Genomic DNA, 22,228 nt, shown 5'->3' with positions numbered 1-22,228 from the left:
GCGGAGTTTCATCACGTGCAACGCATCGAGCTTCGTTGGTCAATGCGGTGGCGACGCGCGCGCACCGGCGCGACGTGCAATGATCCTGCTCGGGCACAATGATGCGCCAGCAGGGCGCCAACGCGGTGACGAGATCATCATTCGACACAGTCCGGGCTGCCGGCTAAGTAGAATCGCGCGTACCCGCTCGCTGCACGCCGGCATGTCGCGAGCCAAACGAACCGTCCAGATCATCGTGAAACGTAAAATGCCCGCGCTGAATGCGCTCAAAGCCTTCGAGGCCGCCGGTACCACCGGCAGCTTCACCCGTGCAGCCGAACTGCTCAACGTGACGCAAAGCGCGGTCAGCCGGCAGGTCCGGCAACTTGAGGAGCAACTCGGCGAAACCCTGTTTTCCCGTCGTCATCAGCATCTCGTGCTGACACCCAGCGGCCGCGTGCTGCTGCGTGCGTTGCAGCAATCCTTCGATAAGATCGAACTGACGGTCCGCGCGATCAGCCAGAAAAATGACGTCAACCGCTTGCGTATCAACGTTCCGCCGACCTTTGCCGCGCGCTGGCTGGTGCCCCGCCTCGGGCGCCTGCGCCAGGCGTTTCCGCAACTCGACCTGAGCATCACCACGCGGGTGGACGATGGCATCACGGATTCGAACCGGCTCGACTGCGCGGTGCGTTTTGGCGATGGCGAATGGAATAACCTTGAAAGTACCTTGCTGATGCACGAGCGGCATATTGCGGTGGCGTCGCCCGCGTTGCTGGATCGTGAAGGTGTGGATGCGCCGGTGGATCTGAACCGCTTCACCTTGCTGCATGTTTTATCGGGCGAGGATCAGCGGTACCTGACGTGGCAGCACTGGCTGGACGCCGCGCGTATTGAAGGCGTGGACACCGACAACGGTCACGAATTCGACCTGCTCGATTTATCGATACAAGCCGCTATCGACGGCATGGGCATTACCATTGCCGATCGCCACATGATCGCGGCCGAACTGGCGTCCGGGCAATTGCGGCAGGTGCTGGACGTGGAGGTGGAAGGGCGCCAGTCGTACTGGTTCGTGCTGCGTCCCGAGCAGCGTGCAAGCGGGACGCAGCGGCTATTCCAGCAATGGCTTCAGGCCGAAGCGGCGGCAAGCGCTTCGCGTTGAACAAAACTTGGCGCGGCGGCATCGTCGAGAATCATTTGCGCGGCTTTTTCCGCCACCATCATCACGGGGGCATTGATATTGCCGGACGTGACGTTCGGGAAAATGGACGCATCGACAATGCGCAAAGCCTCGGTGCCATGCACGCGCAGACGTTCATCGACTACCGCGGTCTGGGGGTCCGGGCCCATCGCGCACGATCCGCACAGGTGATAGATCGAGCCGCTGTTCTCGCGGAAATACTGCAGCATGGCGGCGTCGTCGTTATCGGGCACGACTGACGTGCCCGGCAGCGTTTCTTCCACGGTAACCGCGCGCAACGCCGGGGCCTGCATGATCGAGCGGATCAGCCGGCTACCCTGGATCACTTCATCTATATCCTTTTGCGTCGTCAGATAGTTCGCGTGAATCAACGCGGCATCCTTCGCATCGGCGGACGCGATCTCGATCGATCCGCGGCTTGTAGGGCGACACGGATTGAACGCGAGCAGGAAACCGGGATACGGTTCGGGCGTGAGCTGCGAGCGGTTTGATTTAGGAATCCGATACGATAACGGATTGAAGTAAAGCTGCAGGTTCGCGAGCGGGCTGGCCGGGTCGGTGCTGAAGAAACCACCGGCCTGATTCACGCTCATGGCAAGCGGCCCCTTGCGTGTCAGCAGGTACTGCAGACCGAGTTTCAGCTTGCCGATCAGTGAACCGAAGTCACCGTTCAGCGTAGGCATGTTCGCGCGATAGTAGTAGCTTGCGCAGAGATGATCCTGCAGGTTCTGGCCGACGGCGGGCAGCGCATGCAGGACGGGAATCCCGTGGCGCGCGAGCAATTCCTTCGGGCCAATGCCTGAGAGTTGCAGCAGCTTCGGAGTGTCCACCGCACCCGCACACAAAAGCACTTCGCGCGTAGCGTGGAAAGTCTTCTTGACGCCGTTCTGCGATACCTCAACCCCCTTGGCACGCAGTCCGTCGAACAGTAAGCGCGAGGTCAGCGCGTGGTGTTCTATGTGCACGTTCGAGCGCTTCAGCGCCGGTTCCAGATACGCCACATTACTCGACGCGCGCTGGCCCTTGTGCGTGTTGACATCGTAGACGCCGACGCCTTCGATCTTCGCGCCGTTGAAGTCGTCGTTGCGCGGAATGCGCATCTGATCGCAGGCATCGAGGAAGTGCTGCGTGATCGCGTGAATGCCGCGTTTCATCGACGTAACATGGATCGGGCCGCTCGCGCCATGGACGGCAGTGTCCCCGGCCTCGTGGGTTTCCAGCTTGCGAAAATACGGCAGCACGTCTTTATACGACCAGCCTGCGTTGCCAGCGGCCGCCCAGTCGTCGAAATCGCGGGGTGCGCCGCGTACGTAGATCATCGCGTTGATGGAGCCGGAGCCGCCTTGCACCTTGCCGCGCGGCGCGTAGATTTTCCGGTCCGCCAACTCTGCTTCCGGCTCGGTGTAATACATCCAGTTGCAGCCCGGATCGTAGTAGGTCTTGGCAAACCCGACTGGAATCTTGAACCAGAACGAGTCGGCCTTGCCACCCGCTTCGAGCACGAGCACGGAGTATTGCCCCGACGCGGACAGCCGCTCGGCGAGAATGCAACCGGCCGATCCTGCGCCGACGATGATGTAGTCGTAAGTCATGATGTTATGTACTCGGCCTCAGCCTTTGGCCGGAGAGGAATCCCGGACATCGGCAGGCTTGGACGCCATCTGCAGATGCAGACGATCGCCGGTGTAAGGAGAATGGGCTCGTACGACGTCCATATTCAATTCCACGCCCAGTCCCGGCGCTTTCGACGGCACGATATAACCGTCTTCCCATTGAATCGGCGTCTTGAGAATCTCGGCATGAAAACCGTCCCATGTGCCAATGCTTTCCTGGATCAGGAAGTTGGGCGTACAGGCGGCGAGCTGGATGCTGGCGGCAGCGCCAATGGGCCCGTTGTACAAATGCGGTGCGATCTGTGCGTAATAAACTTCGGCGAGCGCAGCGATCTTCTTGCCTTCGAGCAAGCCGCCGCAGCGCGCGACATTCAATTGCAAAATAGACGCCGCGCCCGCTTGCAGCAGCTTGAAGAACTCATACTTGGTCGTGAGCCGTTCACCTGCCGCAATGGGGATGCTGGTATGTCGGGAGACTTGCGCCATGGCGTCTTCCTGACCGGGTGGGACGGGCTCTTCGAACCAGAGCGGATCGTACTTTTCCAGGCGTTGCGCGAGACGGATAGCGGACGACGGCACCATCTGCCCGTGCGTGCCGAACAGCAGGTCGCATCGATTGCCAACCGCCTCGCGAATACGCTTGCAGAAGTTCTCGCAGCGCTCGAGTACGTCGAGCGAAAGCTGATGGCCCGAGTACGCGGTGTACGGACCGGCGGGATCGAACTTGACCGCGGTGAAGCCGCGATCCGCATTCTGCACGGCGCACTCGGCGGCGAGATCGACGTCGTCGTAGTCGTATTCGCCTGCGGCATTCTTCGGATACAGATACGTGTACGAGCGCAGCCGTTCATTGACCAAACCGCCCAGCAATTCATACACCGGCTTATCCGCAGCCTTGCCGATGATGTCCCAGCACGCCATTTCCAGGCCGCTGACTACGCCCATCATCGTGAGGTCGGGGCGTTGCGTGAAGCCGCTCGAATACGCTTCGCGGAAAAAACGCTCTACGTGATGCGGATCGTGGTCTTGCAGATACCGTCCGAACACGTCGTCAATAATGTGTGCCATCGCTTTCGGATGGAACGTCGCCGAATAGATTTCGCCCACGCCTTCAATTCCGCAAGCCGTTTCCAGCTTCACGAAGATCCAGTACATGCCGCCCAAATGCGGCGGCGGCACAGCGACGAAATGCGTTTCGAGAGAGACGATTTTCATTGGAGGGCGTCCTTTGCAACGGTCTTGTGCATACGCTTGAGCGCGAGTGCGGCAATGCCGCCAATCACGCTGATCGCAGCGATGTAAGAGAAATAGAACTGGTAGCCGAGGAGGCCGGGGAAATGCTCAGTAGTCCAGCCGTTCACGAGCGGCAGGAACACGTCGGGCGAATAACCGACCAACGAAACGAGACCAATCGCCAGGCCCGTTATACGCAGCGGAATACCACATTGGTCGAGCAGCGACCAATAGAGCCCGCGAATGGCGTACGTCAGGATGCCGATCACCAGAACCACCACGGCGATCATCGTCACGCCCACACGCGGATTGATATTGCCGAGCGTAGGCAGCACGACCAGTGCGACCAGCCCGAGCGCCGCGAGAAACAGCGCGCTGGTCAACACGCCAAGCGTGGAGAAACGATCACCGAGATAACCGCCGCCAATGCCGCCAATCGGACGCATCCAGAGCTTGAGCGTGGTGAGCGTCCCGGCCATGACCACGGTCATCTTAAGGTCGCCGACTTGCAGATAAGCGGAGAAGCTATAGGTTGCCCAGAAGATCTGATAACCGCAGAACACAACGGCCGCCATCAGCCAGAGTTGCGGAATGCGCATCAGCGTGAGCAGATCGCGCCACAGCGAATGGTGTTGCTTGAGATTGTCTGCAGCTTGCTGTTGTTCCTGCGCCGTTGCGGGCGGCTCTTTCACCAGCACCATCAACAATCCCAAGCCGATACAGACAGCCGAATACAAGTAGACGACGTATTTGAAGCCTACGTTAGTCGGCAGGCCGTGCTTCTCCGTGGCGGTGGCGAAGATCACCAGCGCGACAGTCGCGAGCAACGCTTCAATCAAGCCGCGTCCGCCGTCGAGCAAGCCGAAAAAGCGGCCTTGTTCGTCGTGCGCGGCGATCATCTTCACGCGCTTCAGGATAGACGCCCAGAAGGTCAGGCCCGTGGTCAGTCCCCAGCAGCAGAACACGGCGAGCAAAACGGGAAAGCTGGGTGCTGTCGAATAGACCAGTCCTAGCGCGCCGGTCGCAATCAACGAGAAGCAGATCAGGAAACGCGGCGCGATGCGGTCGGCAAGCCAGCCGCTCGGTAAATAGCTGATCAGGAAAACGGTGCCGAGTATCGAATACAGATAACCAAGCTGGCTATTGTCGATACGAAAAAACTCGAGCATTGGCGTCTGGTAGACCTGCCGCAAATACAGCAACGGATAGATCGCGCCCGCGGCAATCACCAGCAGCATAAGCTGCATGTATCGCTGCGCACGCGTTGTATCGGCGATTGGCGGCGTGATGCCGGTCAAGGTCTTTTCCATAAGAAGTCTCCTTCGGCTGCTCGCCACGAGCGCCGTTTTTATAGATGTTCGAGTAGGGGTTGAGGTGTTGAATCGAGGCGTCAGTACTTCATGACGACGAGACGCGTCTGCGTGAATTCGAGCATGCCGTGCTTGCCGTCATCCCCGCCGAGGCCCGAGCGTTTCCAGCCGGCGTGAAAGCCTTGGTACGGATCAGCGGGCGTGCGGTTCACGTACAGTTCGCCGGCTTCAATCTCGTTGGCCACGCGCATCGCGGTGCGGTAGTTCTCCGTATAAAGCACGGAAGACAAACCGTATTGATGGTCATTGGCCATCGCGAGGGCGTCGTCGAGCGTGTCGTACGAGATCACCGGCAGCACCGGTCCGAAGATTTCTTCGCGGACAATTTCCATGTCGTGGCGGCAATTGACCAGCAGCGTTGCCGGATAGAAATAGCCAGGGCCTTCGGGCAACACGCCACCTGTGGCAATGGTTGCGCCTTCGGCGACGGCGCGCTCGACCATCGCATGAATGTTGCGCTGCGCCGAGCGGCTGACGAGCGGGCCCATCTTCGATGCATCTTGCGAGCGATCGCCGAAGCTGACCGCATGCATCTTCGCGCGCAGCAATTCGACGAAACGATCATGCACGCTGGCGTGGACATACACGCGTTCCATTGCCGTACACAATTGCCCGCAATGCGTGGTCTTTGACGCCACGATAGCGCTTGCTGCCGCTTCAAGATCGGCGTCGGGCTCGATGATCGCAGGCGCCTTGCCACCGAGTTCGAGCGATGGCTTCGCTATGTTCGTCTTGCAATAATCGAGCACGATGCGCCCGGCATTCACGCTGCCGGTCAACGTGATCATGCCGACTGCCGGGTGCGTGCAGACCGTGCCTGCAGTGGCGTGGTCCATCGCGAGCACGTTGAAAATGCCTGCGGGAAGACCTGCCTGAAGCGCTGCTTCGGCAATCTCGAATGCGGACGCCGGCGTGTTATTGCTCGGCCGTACAACCACCGTATTGCCCGTGATCAGCGCGGGCGCGATCTTGCGCAGAAGCGTGTATACCGGGTAGTTGAACGGGATCAGGCAGGCCACCACGCCAATCGGTTCACGATGCAGCACGAGATTTTCGTTCGGGGTATCGCTGGGAATGACTTCGCCTTCAATCCGGCGCGCCCATTCCGCGTGATACCGCGTGATGTCGGCGGCGTAGCGGGCTTCGTTCTCCGAATCGGCCACGCTCTTGCCGGACTCCAGCGCGAGCGCCGCGCCAATCTGCGGGGCGCGCTCAACGATGGCATCGGCGAAACGGCGCAGATGTTCTCCGCGCTCGATCGCCGACAGGGCGCGCCACTTTTTCTGCGCACGCGAAGCCGCTTCCACCGCGCTCAGCGCGTCGTCCTGCGAAGCCAGCGCGACACGCGCGATGATGCCCGAGGTCGCGGGGTTATCGACATCGGAAAAAGAATCGGATTGCGGCTCGACAAAACGGCCATCGATAAAATTACGGTAGGTGCGCATCGTGATTGCCAGGAAAGGTGAAGCGCCGCGGTTATCCGCGACGTGAATGGCGGTAGTTTTATCGGGCGTGACACTCGGCCACAAGCGATTAAAACTCGACCCGCCCATGCGGAAAACGCACTGAAAGGCGAGCGTATTGATGTGGCGCGATAGCTGACGGCGAACTACCATGCAAAAACGCCCTGTTTGTTCACTGTTATTCACTGTTCCACGTTGATTTGGCCTGACCATTCACTGGGAGACTCGCATGTCACAGCAGATGTCGCAGCACTTCGACGCTATCGTGATCGGCACCGGACAGGGCGGTGGTCCGCTGGCCGTCAAGTTGGCCGAGAGCGGCCGGCGGACCGCCGTGATCGAACGGCATTTGTTCGGCGGCACCTGCGTGAACGTGGGCTGCACGCCGACCAAGACCTACGTGGCAAGCGCGCGGGCGGCGCACGTCGCGCGTCATGCGGACGACTACGGCGTGATCGTGGAAGGCGAGGTGCGGGTGGATCTGGCACGGGTCAAGGCGCGCAAGGACGATGTGATCGCGCAGTCACGCAACGGCGTGGAGAAATGGTTGCGCAGCACGCAAGGCGTGACGGTGTTCAATGGTCACGGCCGGTTCACAGGGACACATTCGATCAGCGTGACAGGCCCCGACGGCCAGCAACAAGAGATCGACGCGGACGCAATCTTCATCAATACGGGCACGCGTGCAACCGTGCCCGAAGTCGAAGGGCTGGCCAGTGTTTCACATCTTACGAATAGCACCATCCTCGAATTGACCGAGTTGCCGGAGCATCTGGCGATTGTCGGCGGAAGTTATATCGCACTGGAATTCGCGCAGATGTTCCGGCGTTTCGGCAGTCGCGTGACCGTGCTCGTGAGAGGCGATCGCATACTGGCGCGTGAGGACAAGGACTTTGCTGTTCAGATCCAGAAGGTCATGTCGCGGGAGGGCGTGGAGTTTTTATTCAACACCGAGGCGTCGAAGCTCGAACCGGCAGGCAAGGGGATTCGGATCACGCTGAAGGACCAGAAGCACATTGATGCGTCGCATTTGCTGTTCGCGACGGGGCGCACGCCAAACACCGATGACCTTGGGTTGGAGGCGGCTGGCATCGTGTTGAACAAGCACGGTTTGATCGATGTGGATGGAGAGCTTCGTACCCCGATCGAAGGCGTCTGGGCGCTCGGTGACGTCAATGGACGCGGCGCATTCACGCATACGTCGTACAACGATTATGAAATCATCGCGTCGAATGTGGTGGACCGAGAAAAACGGAGCGTGGATTCGCGCATCATGTGTTACGCCGTTTTCGTCGATCCGCCGTTCGCGCGCGTGGGCATGAGCGAGACGGAAGCTCGCAAGGACGGACGGAGCGCGCTGATCGCGACCATGCCGATGTCGCGCGTCGGCCGGGCACGCGAACGCGGCGAGACGGACGGCTTCATGAAGGTGCTGGTCGATGCCGAAACGAAGAAGATCCTCGGCGCGGCCATGCTCGGTATTGAGGCCGATGAAGCCATTCATACGTTCATCGACATCATGAATGCCGATGCGCCGTACACCACGCTGCAACGCGCGATGCATATTCATCCGACCGTCAGCGAGTTGATTCCCACGTTGCTGGGCATGCTTGAACCGTTGAAATGATTCAGGCCCGGCGCTGCTTGATGCGTTCAGCGATAACCGGACTTTGAAGCGAACGCTCATACGCGGTTCGGTCTGCGCTGAGCGTGGCGTCGCCCTCGGCGATAGCGGTCAGTTGACGCTTCATTGACCGCACGGTTTCTGGCACGCAAGCGCGAAGTGCATCGATGTATTCTGCCGTGCGCGAGTTCAGTTGCTCGGGTTTGACGAGCTCGGTCAGGAAGCCGATGCACAGCATCTCGGGCGCGTGCAGTGTCATGCCCGTAAGAAAGAGCCGCTTTGCCTGAGCAAGCCCCAACTCACGGACGTATCGACGCATGCCGTCGGGGTAATAATGCAAACCAATGCGCGCGGCCGGCATGAACATGCGCGTGCCCTCTACGCCGATGCGCACATCGCAGCACAGCGCAAGATCCGTTGCACCGCCATACACGCTGCCGTTGAGCGCGCAGACCGTGGGCAACGGGCAGGCTTCCAGCTCGTTCAGGAAGCTTTCGAACGAATCGTCGATATTGCCCTCGGCCAGCGCCGACAACGTATAACCCGAACTGAACGTGGTCGAGCCGGTTCCTGTGACGACCAGTGCTATGGCGGTTTCATCGTTTGCCGCCGATGCAATCGTTTCGCGGAGTCCGGCCAGATCGGCGGGATCGATACGGTTATGTTGCTCAACACGCGTGAGCTGGATCGTGACAACGCCCTCGTGCCGCGAACAGGAAAAGCCTGAGGTGGTGCTGGTATTCGTCATGTTTTTTCAGTGTGCCAAAGATCAGTCGGGCAAGGGTGCGCCGCGTGTTTCAATTGCCCATCGCAGCGTGATGATTCCAACAACGAATATGGATGCGGTCAATGCAATAGGTATGCCGAGCGTTCCAAAATGGCTCACCGCGACGCCCAGGCAAAGGCTGACGCCCGCTGCGAAAAACCGTCCTATCGATGTCGAAAAAGCAAATGCGGTAGCGCGGATCGAGGTCGGATACTGCTCGGGTAGCCATAGCGCATACATGGCCGCGTTACCCCCGCCCAGGCCGATGAAAAACGACAGCGCCATGAACGGAAAGAGTCCTGAATGAAGGTAGAACGCCCAGCCAAATCCTGCAACCAGGAACAGCGCGGCCGTTGCGTAATAAGCGGCGAGCGTAGGGCGGCGACCATATCGATCGGCGAGAAAGGGCAATATCAAGCAACCAATAATCGTGCCGATCGAATAAATGGCCGTGGTCGCGGAGGCCAGTTTGATTGCGGTGATGGCGTCGAATCCTTGCCGCTCCGCCAACTGGATGACGGCTGTCGGCAGATAGATCGAGCCGCCCCAGAGCCCGAGAATGGCGACAGTCACCAGCACTGAATTAACGATCGTCCGCTGCCTGTAGGGCTTGGAGAAAATATCGCGTAAAGGCCCCTTGCTAGGTGCCGAAGCGGGCGCGTCGCCATGCGTGCGTTTCCATTTGCGCGGTTCGCGAACCTTGAGCAGGGTGTACAGCGCAACCACGACGGGGAGCAAGCCGCACAGGAACATGACACGCCAGCCATAGTGCGTACCGATGGTGTAGTTGAGCGCCGAGGCGAGGAAAAATCCTGCGTAATACCCTGTTTGAAGATATCCCGCGCCGGCTCGCCGCCGGTCTTCGGGCCACGCTTCCGCCACATAGGTACCGGCCAGCGCCCACTCGCCGCCCACGCCGACTCCCGCAAGAAAACGAAAGATCGCGAGCTCCCAGACGTTATGCGAGACAGCCGCGAGTCCTGTAAAAACCGCATAGAACAGCGTGGTGGCGGCAAGTACGCGTACCCGGCCGAAGCGGTCCGCAAGCGGCCCCCAGATGTACGAGAAACCCCAGCCCACCAGGAACAACGCAAACATCAGCGACCCGGCCAGGCCGATAACGCCCGGCGTAGCCGCAAAGCCCGACAACGGCAGCAACTCCTTCAACGCCGGCACGAGCACCAGCGCAAAAATCACGGAGTCCATGCCATCGAGCGTCCACCCCGACCATGCCGCCCAGAACCCGATGATCTGCTCGCGATTGAGCCTCGTTTTAAGCGGCAGCACTTCGCCAATGGCGCGACTCGATGTGTTCACTCCTGTCTCCTTTGCTATTTTTATCGGGTCCGTGCAGCGGCGCAGAGACGTCCTTGCATCGGCCCAGGGGCAATATAAGCGGCGCGCGCGACATCGTGGAAATATTGAATTACGATCCATCCATAGTGATTTTGTTATGGACGATGGAGTCGAGGGAGTGATCGATGGACCTGAAGCAGTTGCGGTATTTCCTGTCGATCGTGGAGTCAGGGAGCATTACGCGCGCAGCCGAGACCTTATGTATCGCGCAGCCCGCGTTGAGCCTGCATATCAAGAACCTGGAAGAAGAGCTGGGCGTGCGCCTGTTCAGCCGCAGCGTGCAGGGTGTGAAGGTGACGCCCTCGGGGGAGTTGCTTTACCGGCATGCCAAAGGTCTCGTGCGTCAGGCCGACAACACGAAGCTGCTGCTCTCGCAGCACGCGCGCCAGCCGAACGGGACGGTTGTGGTCGGCATGCCTCACAGCACCGCGCACCTGATTGCAATCGACGTAGTTCAGGAGCTTCGCGCTCACTACCCGGGCATCATCCTGGAGCTGACGGAGAGTTCGTCGTCGGAACTATACGGACTGGTTTTGCTGGGCCGGGTGGATCTGGCTGTAGTCGTACTCGACCAGCCGGTACGCGGGCTCACGCGCACGCCGTTGCTCAACGAACAGTTGTTCCTCATTCGTCATCCGGACATGGCGGGGATAGGCGCCACATGCAGCCTCGCCGAACTGGCGCGGCTGCCGCTGGTGCTGATCAGCCCGCCGAATATTGTCCGGACAAAACTGGATCGGGCCTTCGCGGCCGCGCAACTCGACTACAACCTCGTCGCGGTCGTCAACTCCACGTCCATGCTGGTTTCATGGGTCGAGCGAGGCGTGGGCGCGACCGTATTGCCCTGGTCCGCCGTGCATGAACAGGTCGCGTCCGGCCGGCTGATCGCCACGCCGCTCGACGGTGACGAATGGCAACGGGACCTGTGGCTGTGTCATGCGGAAACACTGCCGCTTACGCCGGCGGGCGAGATCGTGCAGGGGCTGATCATCCAGGACGTGCAGCGCCGTCTCCTGCCGGGCGCATGGCTGGGCGCTCGCAGTCTGGCCGCGCTGGACGAAACCTGAAGCATCCGTTCTAGCGGGCTGGTGTGCGGCACTGTCCCGGCGCTTCAGCTCCATACCGCAATGTGATTGATCCATCGTCAATCCGTATTTTTCATCTACGCGACGGCCGTCTATCTTGTGCGCTTCAATCGTGTGCTGGTCGATAAAAACATCGACGAAACCAGCGCACTCACAAGTAGATATCCGGAGGGGACATGGCATTGCCGTTGCAGGGAATCAAGGTGCTGGATCTTACTCGCGCGCTCGCGGGTCCGTTTTGTTCGATGATCCTCGGCGATCTCGGTGCAGACGTAATCAAGGTGGAGCCCGCGCCGAGTGGCGACATGGTCAGGACCTGGGGACCGTTTGCCGGCGGCATCAGCGCTTACTACCTGTCGTGCAATCGGAATAAGCGGGGCATGGCGGTGGATTTTCGCAAGCCCGCCGCGCTCGAGCTGCTGCGCAACATGGCCATTTCCGCCGACGTGGTCCTGGAAAACTTCAAGACCGGCACGATGGAAAGCATGGGACTAGGGTACGAGACGCTGTCGGCGCTTAACCCAAGGCTCGTCTACGGCAATATTACCGGCTATGGCCGCACGGGGCCGGCCGCGTTGTGGCCCGGTTTCGATCAGGTCGCGCAAGGGTACACGGGCATCATGAGCCTGACGGGCATGCCCGACGCCGGGCCCACGCGTGTGGGCATTGCGATCGGCGACATGACGGCCGGCATGTGGACCGCCATGGGCGTCCTTGCCGCGCTGCTCTCCCGGCAACAGACCGGACGTGGGCAGCGCGTGGAGAGTTCACTTTTGTCGGGACTGGTCGCCATGCTGGGCGTGCAAGGTCAACGCTATCTGAGCGCGGGCGAAATACCCGAGCCGACCGGCAATCATCATCCGGTGATCGCGCCGTACGGAGTATTCGAGGCGCAGGACGGCGCGCTGAACCTGGCGCCGGGCACGCCGGACATGTGGGTCAAGCTCTGCGAACTGCTTGGGCTCGAGCACACCATGTCCGACCCGCGTTTTGTCACCAACGAGCAGCGCATGCAGCACCGGGAGGTGCTCAAAGAGATCATCGATACAAAACTGCGCACGCGCACACGCGCCGATTGGACCGCTGATCTGAGACGGCTCGGCATTCCGGCAGGTCCCATCAACAACCTCGCGGACGTGTTTGCAGATCCGCAGGTGATGCATTGCGGACTGGTCGAGGAAGTCGCACACGGCACGATAGGCCAGCTCAAGCAGGTGGCGAGCGCGATCAGGATGAGCGAGATGACCGAAGGTTCGGTTCGCATGCCACCGCCCATGCTGGGCGAACACACGATCGACGTGCTAGGCGAGTATGGATTTTCAGACGACCAGATCGATGCGTGGCTGGCATCGCAGGTCGTATTGCAACATGAGCACGCGCTGGGCTGAATCTTGCCCCAAGCGCGGCGCGTTCTATCTGCGCGCTCAAGCTCACTCAAGCTCGTCAAACCGCCGGGGTCGCTTCCTTCTCCTTGGCGGCTGCTTCGTTAGCGGCGGCATCGCGGGTTTCCGGCATCGCGAGCCATACCAACGCCACGGCCAGTGCACCGGCTGCGGCAAGTCCAAAAAAGCTGGTGTTCACGCCGAACTTGTCCGCCACGAACCCGGCAATCGCCGTGCTCAGCGTCGCCCCAACGCCCGCTGCCAACCCAAAGAATCCAATACACAAGTTGTACCGGCCCTTGCCGCCGGCCACGTCGGCTGCAATCAGCGGCAGCATCACGCCAAACACGGCGCCGCTGATACCGTCGAGCATCTGCACCGGCACCAACAGGTAAGGGCTGGCCGCGCTGCTCGCGGCGGCGAACAGCAGTGCGCGTAACGGCAGCGCCGAGAAGCCGATGATCAGCACGGGCCGGCGTCCCCAGCTTTGCGCCTGCCGCCCGACCCACGGCGACAACCCCGCCACAATGAACTGCGGCACGATAATGCACGCCGCGATCACGAGTTGAACGTTGTCGCCCATGTGCGCGGTGACTTCGCCGGCGGCGAGATTCAGCATGGCCGCATTCGACAAGTGAAACAACACCACGCACGCCGCGAAGGTCAAGAGCCGCGGATCACGCAGCAGATCGCGCAGGCTCTCAGGCCGCTCGGCCCCGGCCGCGCTCACCGCTTGAGCGAGACTTGCCCCCGCCTTCGCCGCGGCTTTTTTCATGCGCGGCACGACAGGCGCCATCTCGTGATGGATCATGTTCAGCGCGACGAGCGCGGGCAACGCCAGCGCCGCCGTCAAGAAGAACACCGATCGCAGCGACAGGTACTCGCCGAACACCCCCATCAACCCCGCCGTCAGCGCGCTGCCGATCGATGCCCAGCGCGCATTTCGCCCAAGGCGGTCGCCGAGATCGGCGCGTGAGACAAGCGCGAGCGAGATCGCGGCCATTGCGGGCACGAGCATGCAACTCGCAAAGCCGTGCAGCACTTCGGCCGCGAATACGACGACAAACGTCGGGCTCGCGCCGAGCAACAGCGCGGCCACAATGATCGCGATGATTGCGGCGGCAGCAGCGCCTTTCTTGTTGCGCAACGCATCGACGAGCGCGCCGGCCGGCAACTGGCTCGCCATCGCGCTGATCGTGCCGACGCTCAGCATCAGCCCGATCTCGCCTTGCGTCCATTTGTTCGCGGCGAGATAGGAAGCGATGAACGGCCCAAAGCCGGTCTGCACATTCGCGACAAAGAAGTTCAGCCAATCGAGCGCGCGCAGACTTCGTGCAATTCCCATATTTCAGATCGTCCTCATTGTTTCGAGGGGCGCGCAACGGCTGCCGCACTGGCTTTCGCACCCGACCCCGGGCCGGAGGAGGCCGTAGCCACGGCCGGAGCAGAAGCGGGCTCAGGCGACGCGGCGGGTTCCGGTGGCGGGACGACGGGCGAAACGATCTTGATCGGCTGATCGGGCGAGTAAGTTGGCGCGGCCTTGATCTGTGCGTCGGTGAAATCCAGTTGCAATTGCATTACCTTGTTGCGCGAGACCACATGCAGGTCGGGCCAGTTCGCGGCCACTTGCCGCTTGTCGGCGGCGAGGGAATCGGAGAGATCGATCACGAGCGCCTGGGGTTGCGCATCGGCATCGATCAGCACGTCGACTACGCGGCCCATCCGCGCGCCGCTTTTCTGCGAGACATTGGAGTCGATGAGTTGAGCGAGCGTCGGCGGAATGTCGTTGACTGAACCCGGTCGTGCCGACGCGTCCTGAGTTTTCACCTTTGCCGCATTCGATGCCGCATTGCTGCCGGGCGTTGGCAGCGCGAACGTGATGGGCGCTTTTTTCGTGGCCGGATTGAAGCGGAACGCGGTCCACGGGAAGGTCACCTTGCGGTCTCCCACGCCCAGGAAACCCGCCAGGTTCACGATCATGATCTTCGGCTTGCCGGTGGCATCGGCGTACATGTCCACCGCTCGGCCGATCACCTTGCCGTCCGGACGCTGGATCTCGCTGTCGAGCAAACCGCGCACTTGCTCGTGCTGCATGATGCGCGTGGTGAGCAACGGAGGCGGCGTCGGCGGCGCTTTTTCTTCCACGGGCGGCGGCGGTGGCGGCGGTGGTTTTTTCGGCACAAACACACGCCGTTTGGGTGCGGGGTGCGGCACTTTGGGCTCGACAGGGGGCTGCGCGGCAACCGGCGCCGATGCCGGCTCTTCCGGCTCCACGACCTCGGGCACGACGGGCGGTTGCGGCGTCGACAAGTCGACGATCGGCGCGGGCGCTTGATGCGGGAACAGGCTGCATCCCGACATGACCGCCAGGACAAGGAGGATTGCAAGCGTCCGGGCCACTGTTCGCCAGTGCCATTCGTACGCTCGAAGCGGGAAACCGCCACTCATCACAAGAGCTCCATGTTGCAGGGCTGCCTTCACGAAATTGGTGCGCCGTCGCACGGGTTATCGACGGCGCGTGGGTTAGGGGGGACGTTCGGGGTGACGTTCGACCCGGACCGGACGAGCGGCGCGCGAAGCCGTTGCGCTCGTGCGGCCCCAGCTCGTCTCGTCCCGTTTCGTCCCGTGTCGCTCAAACGCCCGGCGGACGTGACTTTGCCTCGGTCGCCTGCGCCAGCCGCGCGACGGTGTCGGGCGCGCCCATTTTCGCGGCGGCGTCGCGTGCGGTAAAACCGTTCGCGTCCTTCGCGTCGGGGTTCGCGCCTTTTTCGATCAGGAACTCCACCATTTCCAGTCGATTGAACATGGCCGCGATCATCAACGCCGTGCGTCCGTCTGGCGATGCCCCTTCCACGTCGGCGCCATGTTCCAGCAAAACCTCGATGACCGGCTTGTAACCCTTGAACGCCGCGCCTGCGATCGGCGTCTGGCCGTTGTCGTTGCGCAGGTTCGGGTCCGCCTTGTGTTCGAGCAGCACGCGCACCGCGTCGGCGTGGCCGTGATAACTCGCGAGCATGACGAGCGTGTCGCCCTTGTCGTTGCGCAGGTTCGGTGGCAGGCCTTTGTGCAGCAAGGCGTCGAGCATGGCGGCGTCGCCGCGGCGGGCTACGTCGAAGACCTCGCTCGCGAAATCGATGAGATCGTCGCTCAAAGGCTCCTGGCTTTGACCGGGAATGCCTGCGGGTGAATCAGGTTGCATGGGAGGCTCCATTAGGATTGCATGGACGGGCGCGGCGCGGCCGCTGTTCGATGCCGGGTAGCAGGCAGGCGCCGGGTCGAGCGATGTCCGGTTGGTACCGCGTGCAGCGTTCGATCAGCTTTCAACGTCAGGCGGTGTCGTCCAGCTGCATACGGCCTCGGTCCCTGCAGATTCCATCAGTGCGTCAGGATACACAGGTTTGGCGGCAGGCCGCACCGGGATAGCAGGAATCGCGCCTTGGTCCGGGCGACTGGGTTTCCCGTTCTGACCGCTTGTTCGGAGCGTCATTCTAAAGGGTGCGTCCTCGTGGCCGTTCGTTCTTTAGTGTCGCTGAATGTGAATGATCGGTTTGACCGGCGGTTCATCGGCTTCCTCAGCGGCGTTGCTCGCTCTTCATTACGGTCTCTTTCCGCCACTTTTTTCCGCTGTTCATCGGCAGCTCGTCCGGGCTCCCGCCATCGGCATTTTTCTTCATGCTCGCCGGCAAAGCTATCGGAGGCTCTTCGCTTGACCTGTGCCTGTCGCGCGCTTACGCTCGCCAGCACTTAATCTGGAAATGCACCGTGAGCCCCAACAACCCGGATAACCCCGACCCTCTGCGCCGCGTGGCGCCCGCCGCTGAGCGCAATCGCGGACCTATTCTCGATGTGCTGAGCCGTGTGCTGCCCAAGTCCGGCGTAGTCCTCGAAATCGCGAGCGGAACGGGGCAGCATGCCGTCCACTTCGCCGCTGCGCTGCCTGCCGTCACCTGGCAACCGAGCGATCCCGACGCGACTTCGCGTGCTTCTATCGACGCTTGGCGCAAGCACACTTCACTCGCCAATCTCAACGCGGCGCTCGCCCTGGATGTCCGGTCGGCTCCTTGGCCCGTGCCGGACGTCCTTGCGGCAATCGTCTGTATCAATATGATCCATATTGCGCCGTGGGCCGCCGCCGAAGCGCTTTTCCAGGGAGCCGGAGAGCACCTGGCAAACGACGGTGTGCTCTTTTTGTACGGACCTTACAAGCGCGACGGGGCGCATACCGCCCCGAGCAACGAAGCCTTCGACAATCAGCTTCGCGCCACCAATCCCACCTGGGGCATTCGAAATATGGAAGACCTGGTAGAGCTCGGGCGCGCGGCAGACTTATGGATGGAAGAGGCCGTGCCCATGCCGGCGAACAATTTCTGCCTGATATTCAGGCGCACCGGCCTCTGACAAATCTGACGAATCCAACATATCGGAAGTGAGAAGGCCGGCCCGAGGCGATGAGGCAGGTGGATATAACGCAGGGCGGTTGGATCGGAGACACGCCCGAACGGTTGCGTATTAGCAGGATGGGTCGTGCAGCGAGCACCGTAAGCGAGGCGAAAAAATCGTCGTAGGAATGTTGTCCGGCAGAGCGGCGAAGTGCCGCAAAAACGCCTCGAAAATGCCACCGCAGCCCCTGCGCACGCCCATCCAGCGCACTTCCGATGTCGTTCGCCACCCCTCTTCGCGGCTCAATTGTCGTCTGGCGTGTAGACTGCGATAGGCCTTTGGTTGCAATGTCTCCTCAAAGCACTTTTTTCGTCTGTTTTCTTGCCGATTCCCTCAAGCGGAGGCATCGTACATGCATGTAGCGCTGCAGCAGGACGTCGCTCCAAGCGAACTTCCGTCCCAACAGTCTCAACCACCGGCGCGCGATCTGCGCCGTGTCGATATTCACCCCGATCACTGGTATCCGGTCGCATGGTCGCGGGAAGTAAAACGCGGCAAGGCGCATGGCGTTCGTTTTGCCGGCGACCCCGTCGTGCTCGTACGCACGGAAAGCGACAAAGTGTTCGCGCTGGAAGACCGCTGTGCGCATCGACAGGTGCCGCTGCACGCGGGCGTGGTCGACGGCGAATCCATTCGATGCTGTTACCACGGCTGGACCTACGACTGCACCGGACGCTGTATCGACGTCCCGTATCTCGGGCGCGAACGCTTGCCGAATGGAGTGCGCTCGTATCCGTGCCGGGAAGAAGCCGGCCTGATCTTTATTTTCCCCGGCGACCCGCTGCTCGCCGAGACCACGCCGTTTCCAGCGCTCGGTTCCGTGGGCGACAAAGCCTACAAGACCCGCCGCTTCGGCCGCGAAGTGAAGTGCCATTACACCTTCATGCACGAGAACCTGATGGACATGAACCATCAGTTCCTGCATCGCAAGCAAATGGGGCAGATGAAGGCGCGTTCGGTCGGACGTAGCCGTGGCGACGACTGGGTGGAAGTGAACTACACATTCGCGCGCGAGGAGGGCAAGCAGCCGATCGGCGAGGCGTTGGTGTTCAGCCAGAAGCGCGGCACGAAGCCCGACGAGAACAACAAAGACGTGATGACGATCCGTACCGAGTATCCGTACCAGACGCTCAGGATCCGCACCAAGGACCAGACGATGGTGATGGATCTGTGGATCGCGTACGTGCCGCTCGACGCCGAGCAGCGCACCAACCGCACGTTCGGCCTGCTGTCCATCCGCCGGCCGAAGATCCCGGGCATTCTTGATGCCGCGTGGCCGTTGCTGGTGTGGTTCACGGAGCGTATCTTCAAGGAAGACCGGTGGATCGTGGAGCGCGAGCAGGAAGCACATGACCGGCAGGGCGCGGATCATAATCATGAGGTCTTCCCGGTCATACTTGAACTGCGCTCGCTGCTCACTGAATGCGGCGCGCCGGTTCGAGAACCCGCGACGGAGCGTCGTGTGCATATGATCCAGCCGATCAGTGAATAGCAGCCGGCTGATAGTCGTACATGACACAACGTCGCAGTAACAACGTCTTAGTCAAGACGTCGCAGTCATGAAGTATTAACCAGAAGAGGTCGACCATCATGGAACCCAACTCGACAGAGAACCCGGTCACGCCGGCGGCGGACACGCCCCCGGAACAGGACCACTTCGATGCCGCCATCAGCCACGTCGATCATTCCTACGCGTCGGGCGTCATGGCCGCGGGCGCGGCCAAGGGCATCCTCTATAGCTTGATCGAGACGCTGGGCACCCTTATAGGCGACCCGGATTTGCCAGAGCACGCGCGTTCCGGTTATCAGGCGTTGCGGGTGAGCGCTCAAGAACTGCGCTCGAAGATCGATTGAGCGTTTTAGCTTTGTTTTCGTCTTAACCTGGAGTCATGCAGCAGAGCCCGGCGACGCATATTTATGTCCCCATGTTCCCAAACTGCAGCGGCTCGGGCAATAATGTCAGGTCAACCACGGAGCACATCATGAGCAAGAGCCAGGACGCGAAGAAAACCGAGAAGAAGGTCGCTGTCAAATCGCCGAAAGAAAAGAAAGAAGCGAAGAAAGTGAAGAAGGAGGCGTCCAAGCGGCAGTAATGGAAGTGATGGTTTTGGAAGTGATGCAAGGGTTGCAGACTGGCGCGTTCAAACGTCCGCCCGTTTGATCTTTACCCGGCTTCAGCTTCCAGACTTCCTGCTTCCTGCAGAACAGTTTGGTCATTTACGGCCCGCTCTCGAGCGGGCCGTTTGCATGGTAAAGGCCATACGCGAGTGAAGGCGTTCCGGCTATCTCCAGCCATCCTTTAGGTTGCCATCATGCAAGGTGTCGACGGCCCGCAGTAGACGCCGATGCCCTGCGCATCGTAAATTTCTGTATGATAATGATTCTCAATAACGCGTCTCAATCCGTTTTTATGGATTGAGACGGCACTTCTGCACGCTCTCCATGCAAGATTTTTTCATGCCGGCATCCGTGCTGTTCGCGATTGCCGGCGCACTCGCGTTTTATCTGGCCGCCCCGGGCCAGCGCTGGCTGCGCGCTCCGTTGCCGCCGCGGCTGTTCAGAACACTTGCGGCAATGTTAAGCATTCTGGCCTTTGTTATAGGCATGGGCGCAAGCAGGCTGCATCCCGCCACCTCGCTTGCCATCGTATTCACGGCGGCCATGGCGAGCCTGACTGCGTGTCCGTTTATCGGCGTGTTGCTTGAGCGAGTCCGGGTTGGTGGCGCATCGCGGGTGATGCGTTGACATTGGAGGCCGTTCGGCGCGCGAAAGAGCGCAACAGGCTGTCGCGGGACTGGTTGTCGAAGACGCTGGCAGGCGTGATCGGAGGGTTTGGGCTTGCGATTGCCGCGAGCGGATTGCTTGCCTGCCTGTCGCCGGGCGCACTGGATGTGCAGAACAAATTCCAGGTCGCAATGTGGCTCGTGCCACCCGTGTGGATCGGGGTGATGAGCGCCAGTTTCATGTTCCGAACCGGCTTGCGCGCGTGGGTCTGGCTTGGCGGCGCGAATCTCACCGGCTTTGCCATGCTCGCGCTCGCCCGTCATTTTTTCACTCGATAACCCCATGCGCAGCGACGTCATCCGCGTCTATAAGACGGTTCACACGTGGACTGGCATTGTTGCTGGCCTCGCGCTTTTTATCGCGTTCTACGCCGGCGCGATCACCATGTTCAAGGACACGCTGGACGACTGGGTCACGCCGCCGTCGCCAGCGTTCGAGCATGCTCAAACATTTCCGCTGGAGCAGGCGTCTGCGGTGATCGAACAGACGCTGGCCGCGTATCCGGCCGCGCGTCGACAGTTCACGCTGCGGCTTGAACCCCCGGGTGCAGCGAGTCTTTCGTGGCGCCCGCGCGGTCAGTCGCAGCGGGTCACCGCAACCCTGAACGCCGACGGCAAGCTCGAAACCCATACGCGGGAGACATCGAACGCTGCACGTTTCATCGATATCCTGCACATGACGGCCGGCATTCCCGGCGGCTTCAGTGTCGGCATGGGCGTGATGGGTGTCGTGTCATTGCTTTACGGGCTGGCGCTGGTGTCGGGCGTGATTGTGTTGTTGCCGAGTCTCGTCAAGGACTTGTTCGCGTTGCGCGTGGGCAAGAACCTGAAGCGGATGTGGCTGGATGCGCATAACGTGATCGGCATCCTGAGTTTGCCGTTTCACATACTGATGGCGTTGTCGGTGGTCGCGTTCGGGTTGAACGACACCATATTTGCTGTACAGGATCACGTGATCTACAGCGGCACGCTTGATGCCACCAAGCAGGCACAGAACCCGTATTTCGCGAAGGCACCGGCGGAGCCGGGCGGCGCAGTGACCTTGCTTCCACCGCTTAAGATCCTGGCGGCGGTAAAGCAGCGCGCGCCGGGCTTCGAGGCGCGGGAGTTGAGTTATCGGGGGGCGGGCGCTCCGGGCGCAACGGTATTTGTCCGGGGCGATGATCCTCGGTATCTGGCGCGCAGCGGCGGTTTTGCTCTGCTGGACCCGGTGAGCGGACAATTTCTGAATGCGCAGTTCCTTCCCGGCGCCCCTGATGCCAACGCGTGGTCCGCGGCTACCAGTGCGTTCTTTGCGCTGCACTTCGGGAGTTATGGCGGCGCACCCGTTCAATGGGGTTATTTCTTTCTCGGCCTGGCTGGCGCCTTCTTGTTTTATTCGGGTAATTTGCTTTGGATCGAGAGTCGCCGAAAGCTTGAACGTCGCGCTCAAGCGGTCGCAGAGGACGATAGGGTGCCCCCCAAGCAGCGGCGCGCGGCGTATTTCATGGCGGCGCTGACGGTTGGCGTGACGCTTGGGTGCATCGCGGGTATTTCTGCGACGCTCGCAGCGGGCAAGTGGCTGAATGGGCGCGTCGCCGACATGTCTGCGTGGCACGCGTGGATCTACTACACGGTGTTCTTGGTGAGTATTGCGTGGGCCTTTTTGCGCGGCGCGGCGCGCGGCTCAGTCGAGTTGCTGGCGCTGGCTACGGGCACGACCTTGCTCGTGCCGCTCGCGTCGATTGCCGGTTGGCTCGCGCCATCGACAGGTTTGTGGTTTGAGCCTTCGGCAGTCGGAGTGGACGTTTGTGCGGCTGTTGGAGCGGCTTGTTTTGCCTGGATGTGGCGGGCTACTGCGCGGCGGGCTGCTGCCGGGCGGCAGGATAGTGTCTGGGCCGCCGGGCTGGCTGTCGATAAATAAGGCCGGATAGGATCGAATCCCACCGGG

General features: G+C 61.1%; 19 protein-coding genes. 10 read left to right on the top strand and 9 right to left on the bottom strand.

The genetic code is table 11. The features are described 5' to 3' along the window. Window positions 1-247 precede the first annotated feature (247 nt). A complete protein-coding gene (locus SBC1_RS09185) occupies window positions 248-1,144 on the top strand; it encodes a LysR substrate-binding domain-containing protein (RefSeq protein ID WP_165093201.1) in 897 nt (298 codons plus the stop codon). Here SBC1_RS09185 and SBC1_RS09180 read toward each other — a convergent pair. The 4 genes from SBC1_RS09180 to aldA form a co-directional block, all read right to left on the bottom strand. Beyond that, window positions 1,111-2,775, bottom strand: coding sequence for a GMC family oxidoreductase (locus SBC1_RS09180; protein ID WP_165091215.1), 1,665 nt, complete (start codon window positions 2,773-2,775; stop codon window positions 1,111-1,113). The two genes, SBC1_RS09185 and SBC1_RS09180, sit on opposite strands and share 34 nt — an antisense overlap. Window positions 2,776-2,793: 18 nt before the next feature. Further along, complete coding sequence (locus tag SBC1_RS09175) at window positions 2,794-4,011, bottom strand: mandelate racemase/muconate lactonizing enzyme family protein (protein ID WP_165091211.1); 1,218 nt, start codon at window positions 4,009-4,011, stop codon at window positions 2,794-2,796. Next, entirely contained in the window at window positions 4,008-5,339 is a 1,332-nt protein-coding gene (locus tag SBC1_RS09170) for a nitrate/nitrite transporter (RefSeq protein WP_165987572.1), read from the bottom strand. The genes SBC1_RS09175 and SBC1_RS09170 overlap by 4 nt, the downstream gene beginning before the upstream one ends. Before the next feature lie 80 nt (window positions 5,340-5,419). Next, window positions 5,420-6,844, bottom strand: coding sequence for an aldehyde dehydrogenase (gene aldA / locus SBC1_RS09165; RefSeq protein WP_165093198.1), 1,425 nt, complete (start codon window positions 6,842-6,844; stop codon window positions 5,420-5,422). Between the two features lie 259 nt (window positions 6,845-7,103). On the opposite strand from aldA, the gene SBC1_RS09160 reads away from it, so the two are divergent. After that, window positions 7,104-8,489 carry an FAD-containing oxidoreductase gene (locus SBC1_RS09160; RefSeq protein WP_165093194.1) on the top strand — a complete coding sequence of 462 codons (1,386 nt, stop codon included), beginning with the start codon at window positions 7,104-7,106 and terminating at the stop codon, window positions 8,487-8,489. A gap of 1 nt (window position 8,490) precedes the next feature. On the opposite strand, the gene SBC1_RS09155 is transcribed toward SBC1_RS09160, so the two are convergent. Together SBC1_RS09155 and SBC1_RS09150 are read right to left on the bottom strand one after the other, a co-directional pair. Further along, on the bottom strand, window positions 8,491-9,234 hold the full coding sequence (locus SBC1_RS09155; RefSeq protein WP_165091205.1) for an enoyl-CoA hydratase/isomerase family protein: 744 nt from the start codon (window positions 9,232-9,234) through the stop codon (window positions 8,491-8,493). A gap of 21 nt (window positions 9,235-9,255) precedes the next feature. Beyond that, window positions 9,256-10,569 (bottom strand): MFS transporter, encoded by a 1,314-nt coding sequence (locus SBC1_RS09150; protein WP_241201909.1) that lies wholly within the window; start codon window positions 10,567-10,569, stop codon window positions 9,256-9,258. 164 nt (window positions 10,570-10,733) lie between these two features. Here SBC1_RS09150 and SBC1_RS09145 point away from each other — a divergent pair, with 164 nt between their 5' ends. Both SBC1_RS09145 and SBC1_RS09140 read left to right on the top strand, forming a co-directional pair. Continuing rightward, window positions 10,734-11,675, top strand: a complete 942-nt coding sequence (locus SBC1_RS09145) for a LysR family transcriptional regulator (protein WP_165091197.1) — start codon at window positions 10,734-10,736, stop codon at window positions 11,673-11,675. 194 nt (window positions 11,676-11,869) lie between these two features. Further along, window positions 11,870-13,081 carry a CaiB/BaiF CoA-transferase family protein gene (locus tag SBC1_RS09140; RefSeq protein ID WP_165091192.1) on the top strand — a complete coding sequence of 404 codons (1,212 nt, stop codon included), beginning with the start codon at window positions 11,870-11,872 and terminating at the stop codon, window positions 13,079-13,081. A gap of 55 nt (window positions 13,082-13,136) precedes the next feature. On the opposite strand, the gene SBC1_RS09135 is transcribed toward SBC1_RS09140, so the two are convergent. From SBC1_RS09135 to SBC1_RS09125, 3 genes are all read right to left on the bottom strand, one after another. Beyond that, the gene (locus tag SBC1_RS09135; protein ID WP_165091188.1) at window positions 13,137-14,420 is read right to left on the bottom strand and encodes an MFS transporter; all 1,284 of its coding nucleotides are present in this window, start codon (window positions 14,418-14,420) and stop codon (window positions 13,137-13,139) included. Between the two features lie 14 nt (window positions 14,421-14,434). After that, window positions 14,435-15,523, bottom strand: a complete 1,089-nt coding sequence (locus SBC1_RS09130; RefSeq protein WP_165091184.1) for a PRC-barrel domain-containing protein — start codon at window positions 15,521-15,523, stop codon at window positions 14,435-14,437. Window positions 15,524-15,707: 184 nt separating this feature from the next. Then, a complete protein-coding gene (locus tag SBC1_RS09125) occupies window positions 15,708-16,274 on the bottom strand; it encodes an ankyrin repeat domain-containing protein (protein WP_165091180.1) in 567 nt (188 codons plus the stop codon). Window positions 16,275-16,837: 563 nt separating this feature from the next. Between SBC1_RS09125 and SBC1_RS09120 the strand changes: the two genes are divergently transcribed. The 6 genes from SBC1_RS09120 (at window position 16,838) to SBC1_RS09095 (ending at window position 22,201) form a co-directional block, all read left to right on the top strand. Beyond that, window positions 16,838-17,473: a DUF938 domain-containing protein gene (locus SBC1_RS09120; protein WP_241201908.1), complete on the top strand. Its 636-nt coding sequence runs from the start codon at window positions 16,838-16,840 to the stop codon at window positions 17,471-17,473. A gap of 394 nt (window positions 17,474-17,867) precedes the next feature. Continuing rightward, window positions 17,868-19,007 carry an aromatic ring-hydroxylating dioxygenase subunit alpha gene (locus tag SBC1_RS09115; protein WP_165091170.1) on the top strand — a complete coding sequence of 380 codons (1,140 nt, stop codon included), beginning with the start codon at window positions 17,868-17,870 and terminating at the stop codon, window positions 19,005-19,007. Window positions 19,008-19,105: 98 nt separating this feature from the next. Then, a complete protein-coding gene (locus tag SBC1_RS09110; RefSeq protein WP_165091164.1) occupies window positions 19,106-19,369 on the top strand; it encodes a hypothetical protein in 264 nt (87 codons plus the stop codon). A 588-nt stretch (window positions 19,370-19,957) separates the two neighbouring features. Next, a complete protein-coding gene (locus tag SBC1_RS09105) occupies window positions 19,958-20,260 on the top strand; it encodes a hypothetical protein (RefSeq protein WP_243830199.1) in 303 nt (100 codons plus the stop codon). Next, window positions 20,257-20,577, top strand: coding sequence for a hypothetical protein (locus SBC1_RS09100; RefSeq protein WP_241201907.1), 321 nt, complete (start codon window positions 20,257-20,259; stop codon window positions 20,575-20,577). Before SBC1_RS09105 ends, SBC1_RS09100 begins: the two co-directional genes overlap by 4 nt. 4 nt (window positions 20,578-20,581) lie before the next feature. Next, window positions 20,582-22,201, top strand: coding sequence for a PepSY domain-containing protein (locus SBC1_RS09095; protein WP_165091153.1), 1,620 nt, complete (start codon window positions 20,582-20,584; stop codon window positions 22,199-22,201). Window positions 22,202-22,228 lie beyond the last annotated feature (27 nt).

The organism is Caballeronia sp. SBC1, from assembly GCF_011493005.1.
GTDB lineage: Bacteria > Pseudomonadota > Gammaproteobacteria > Burkholderiales > Burkholderiaceae > Caballeronia.
This window is presented reverse-complemented; position numbering and strand designations above follow the sequence as displayed.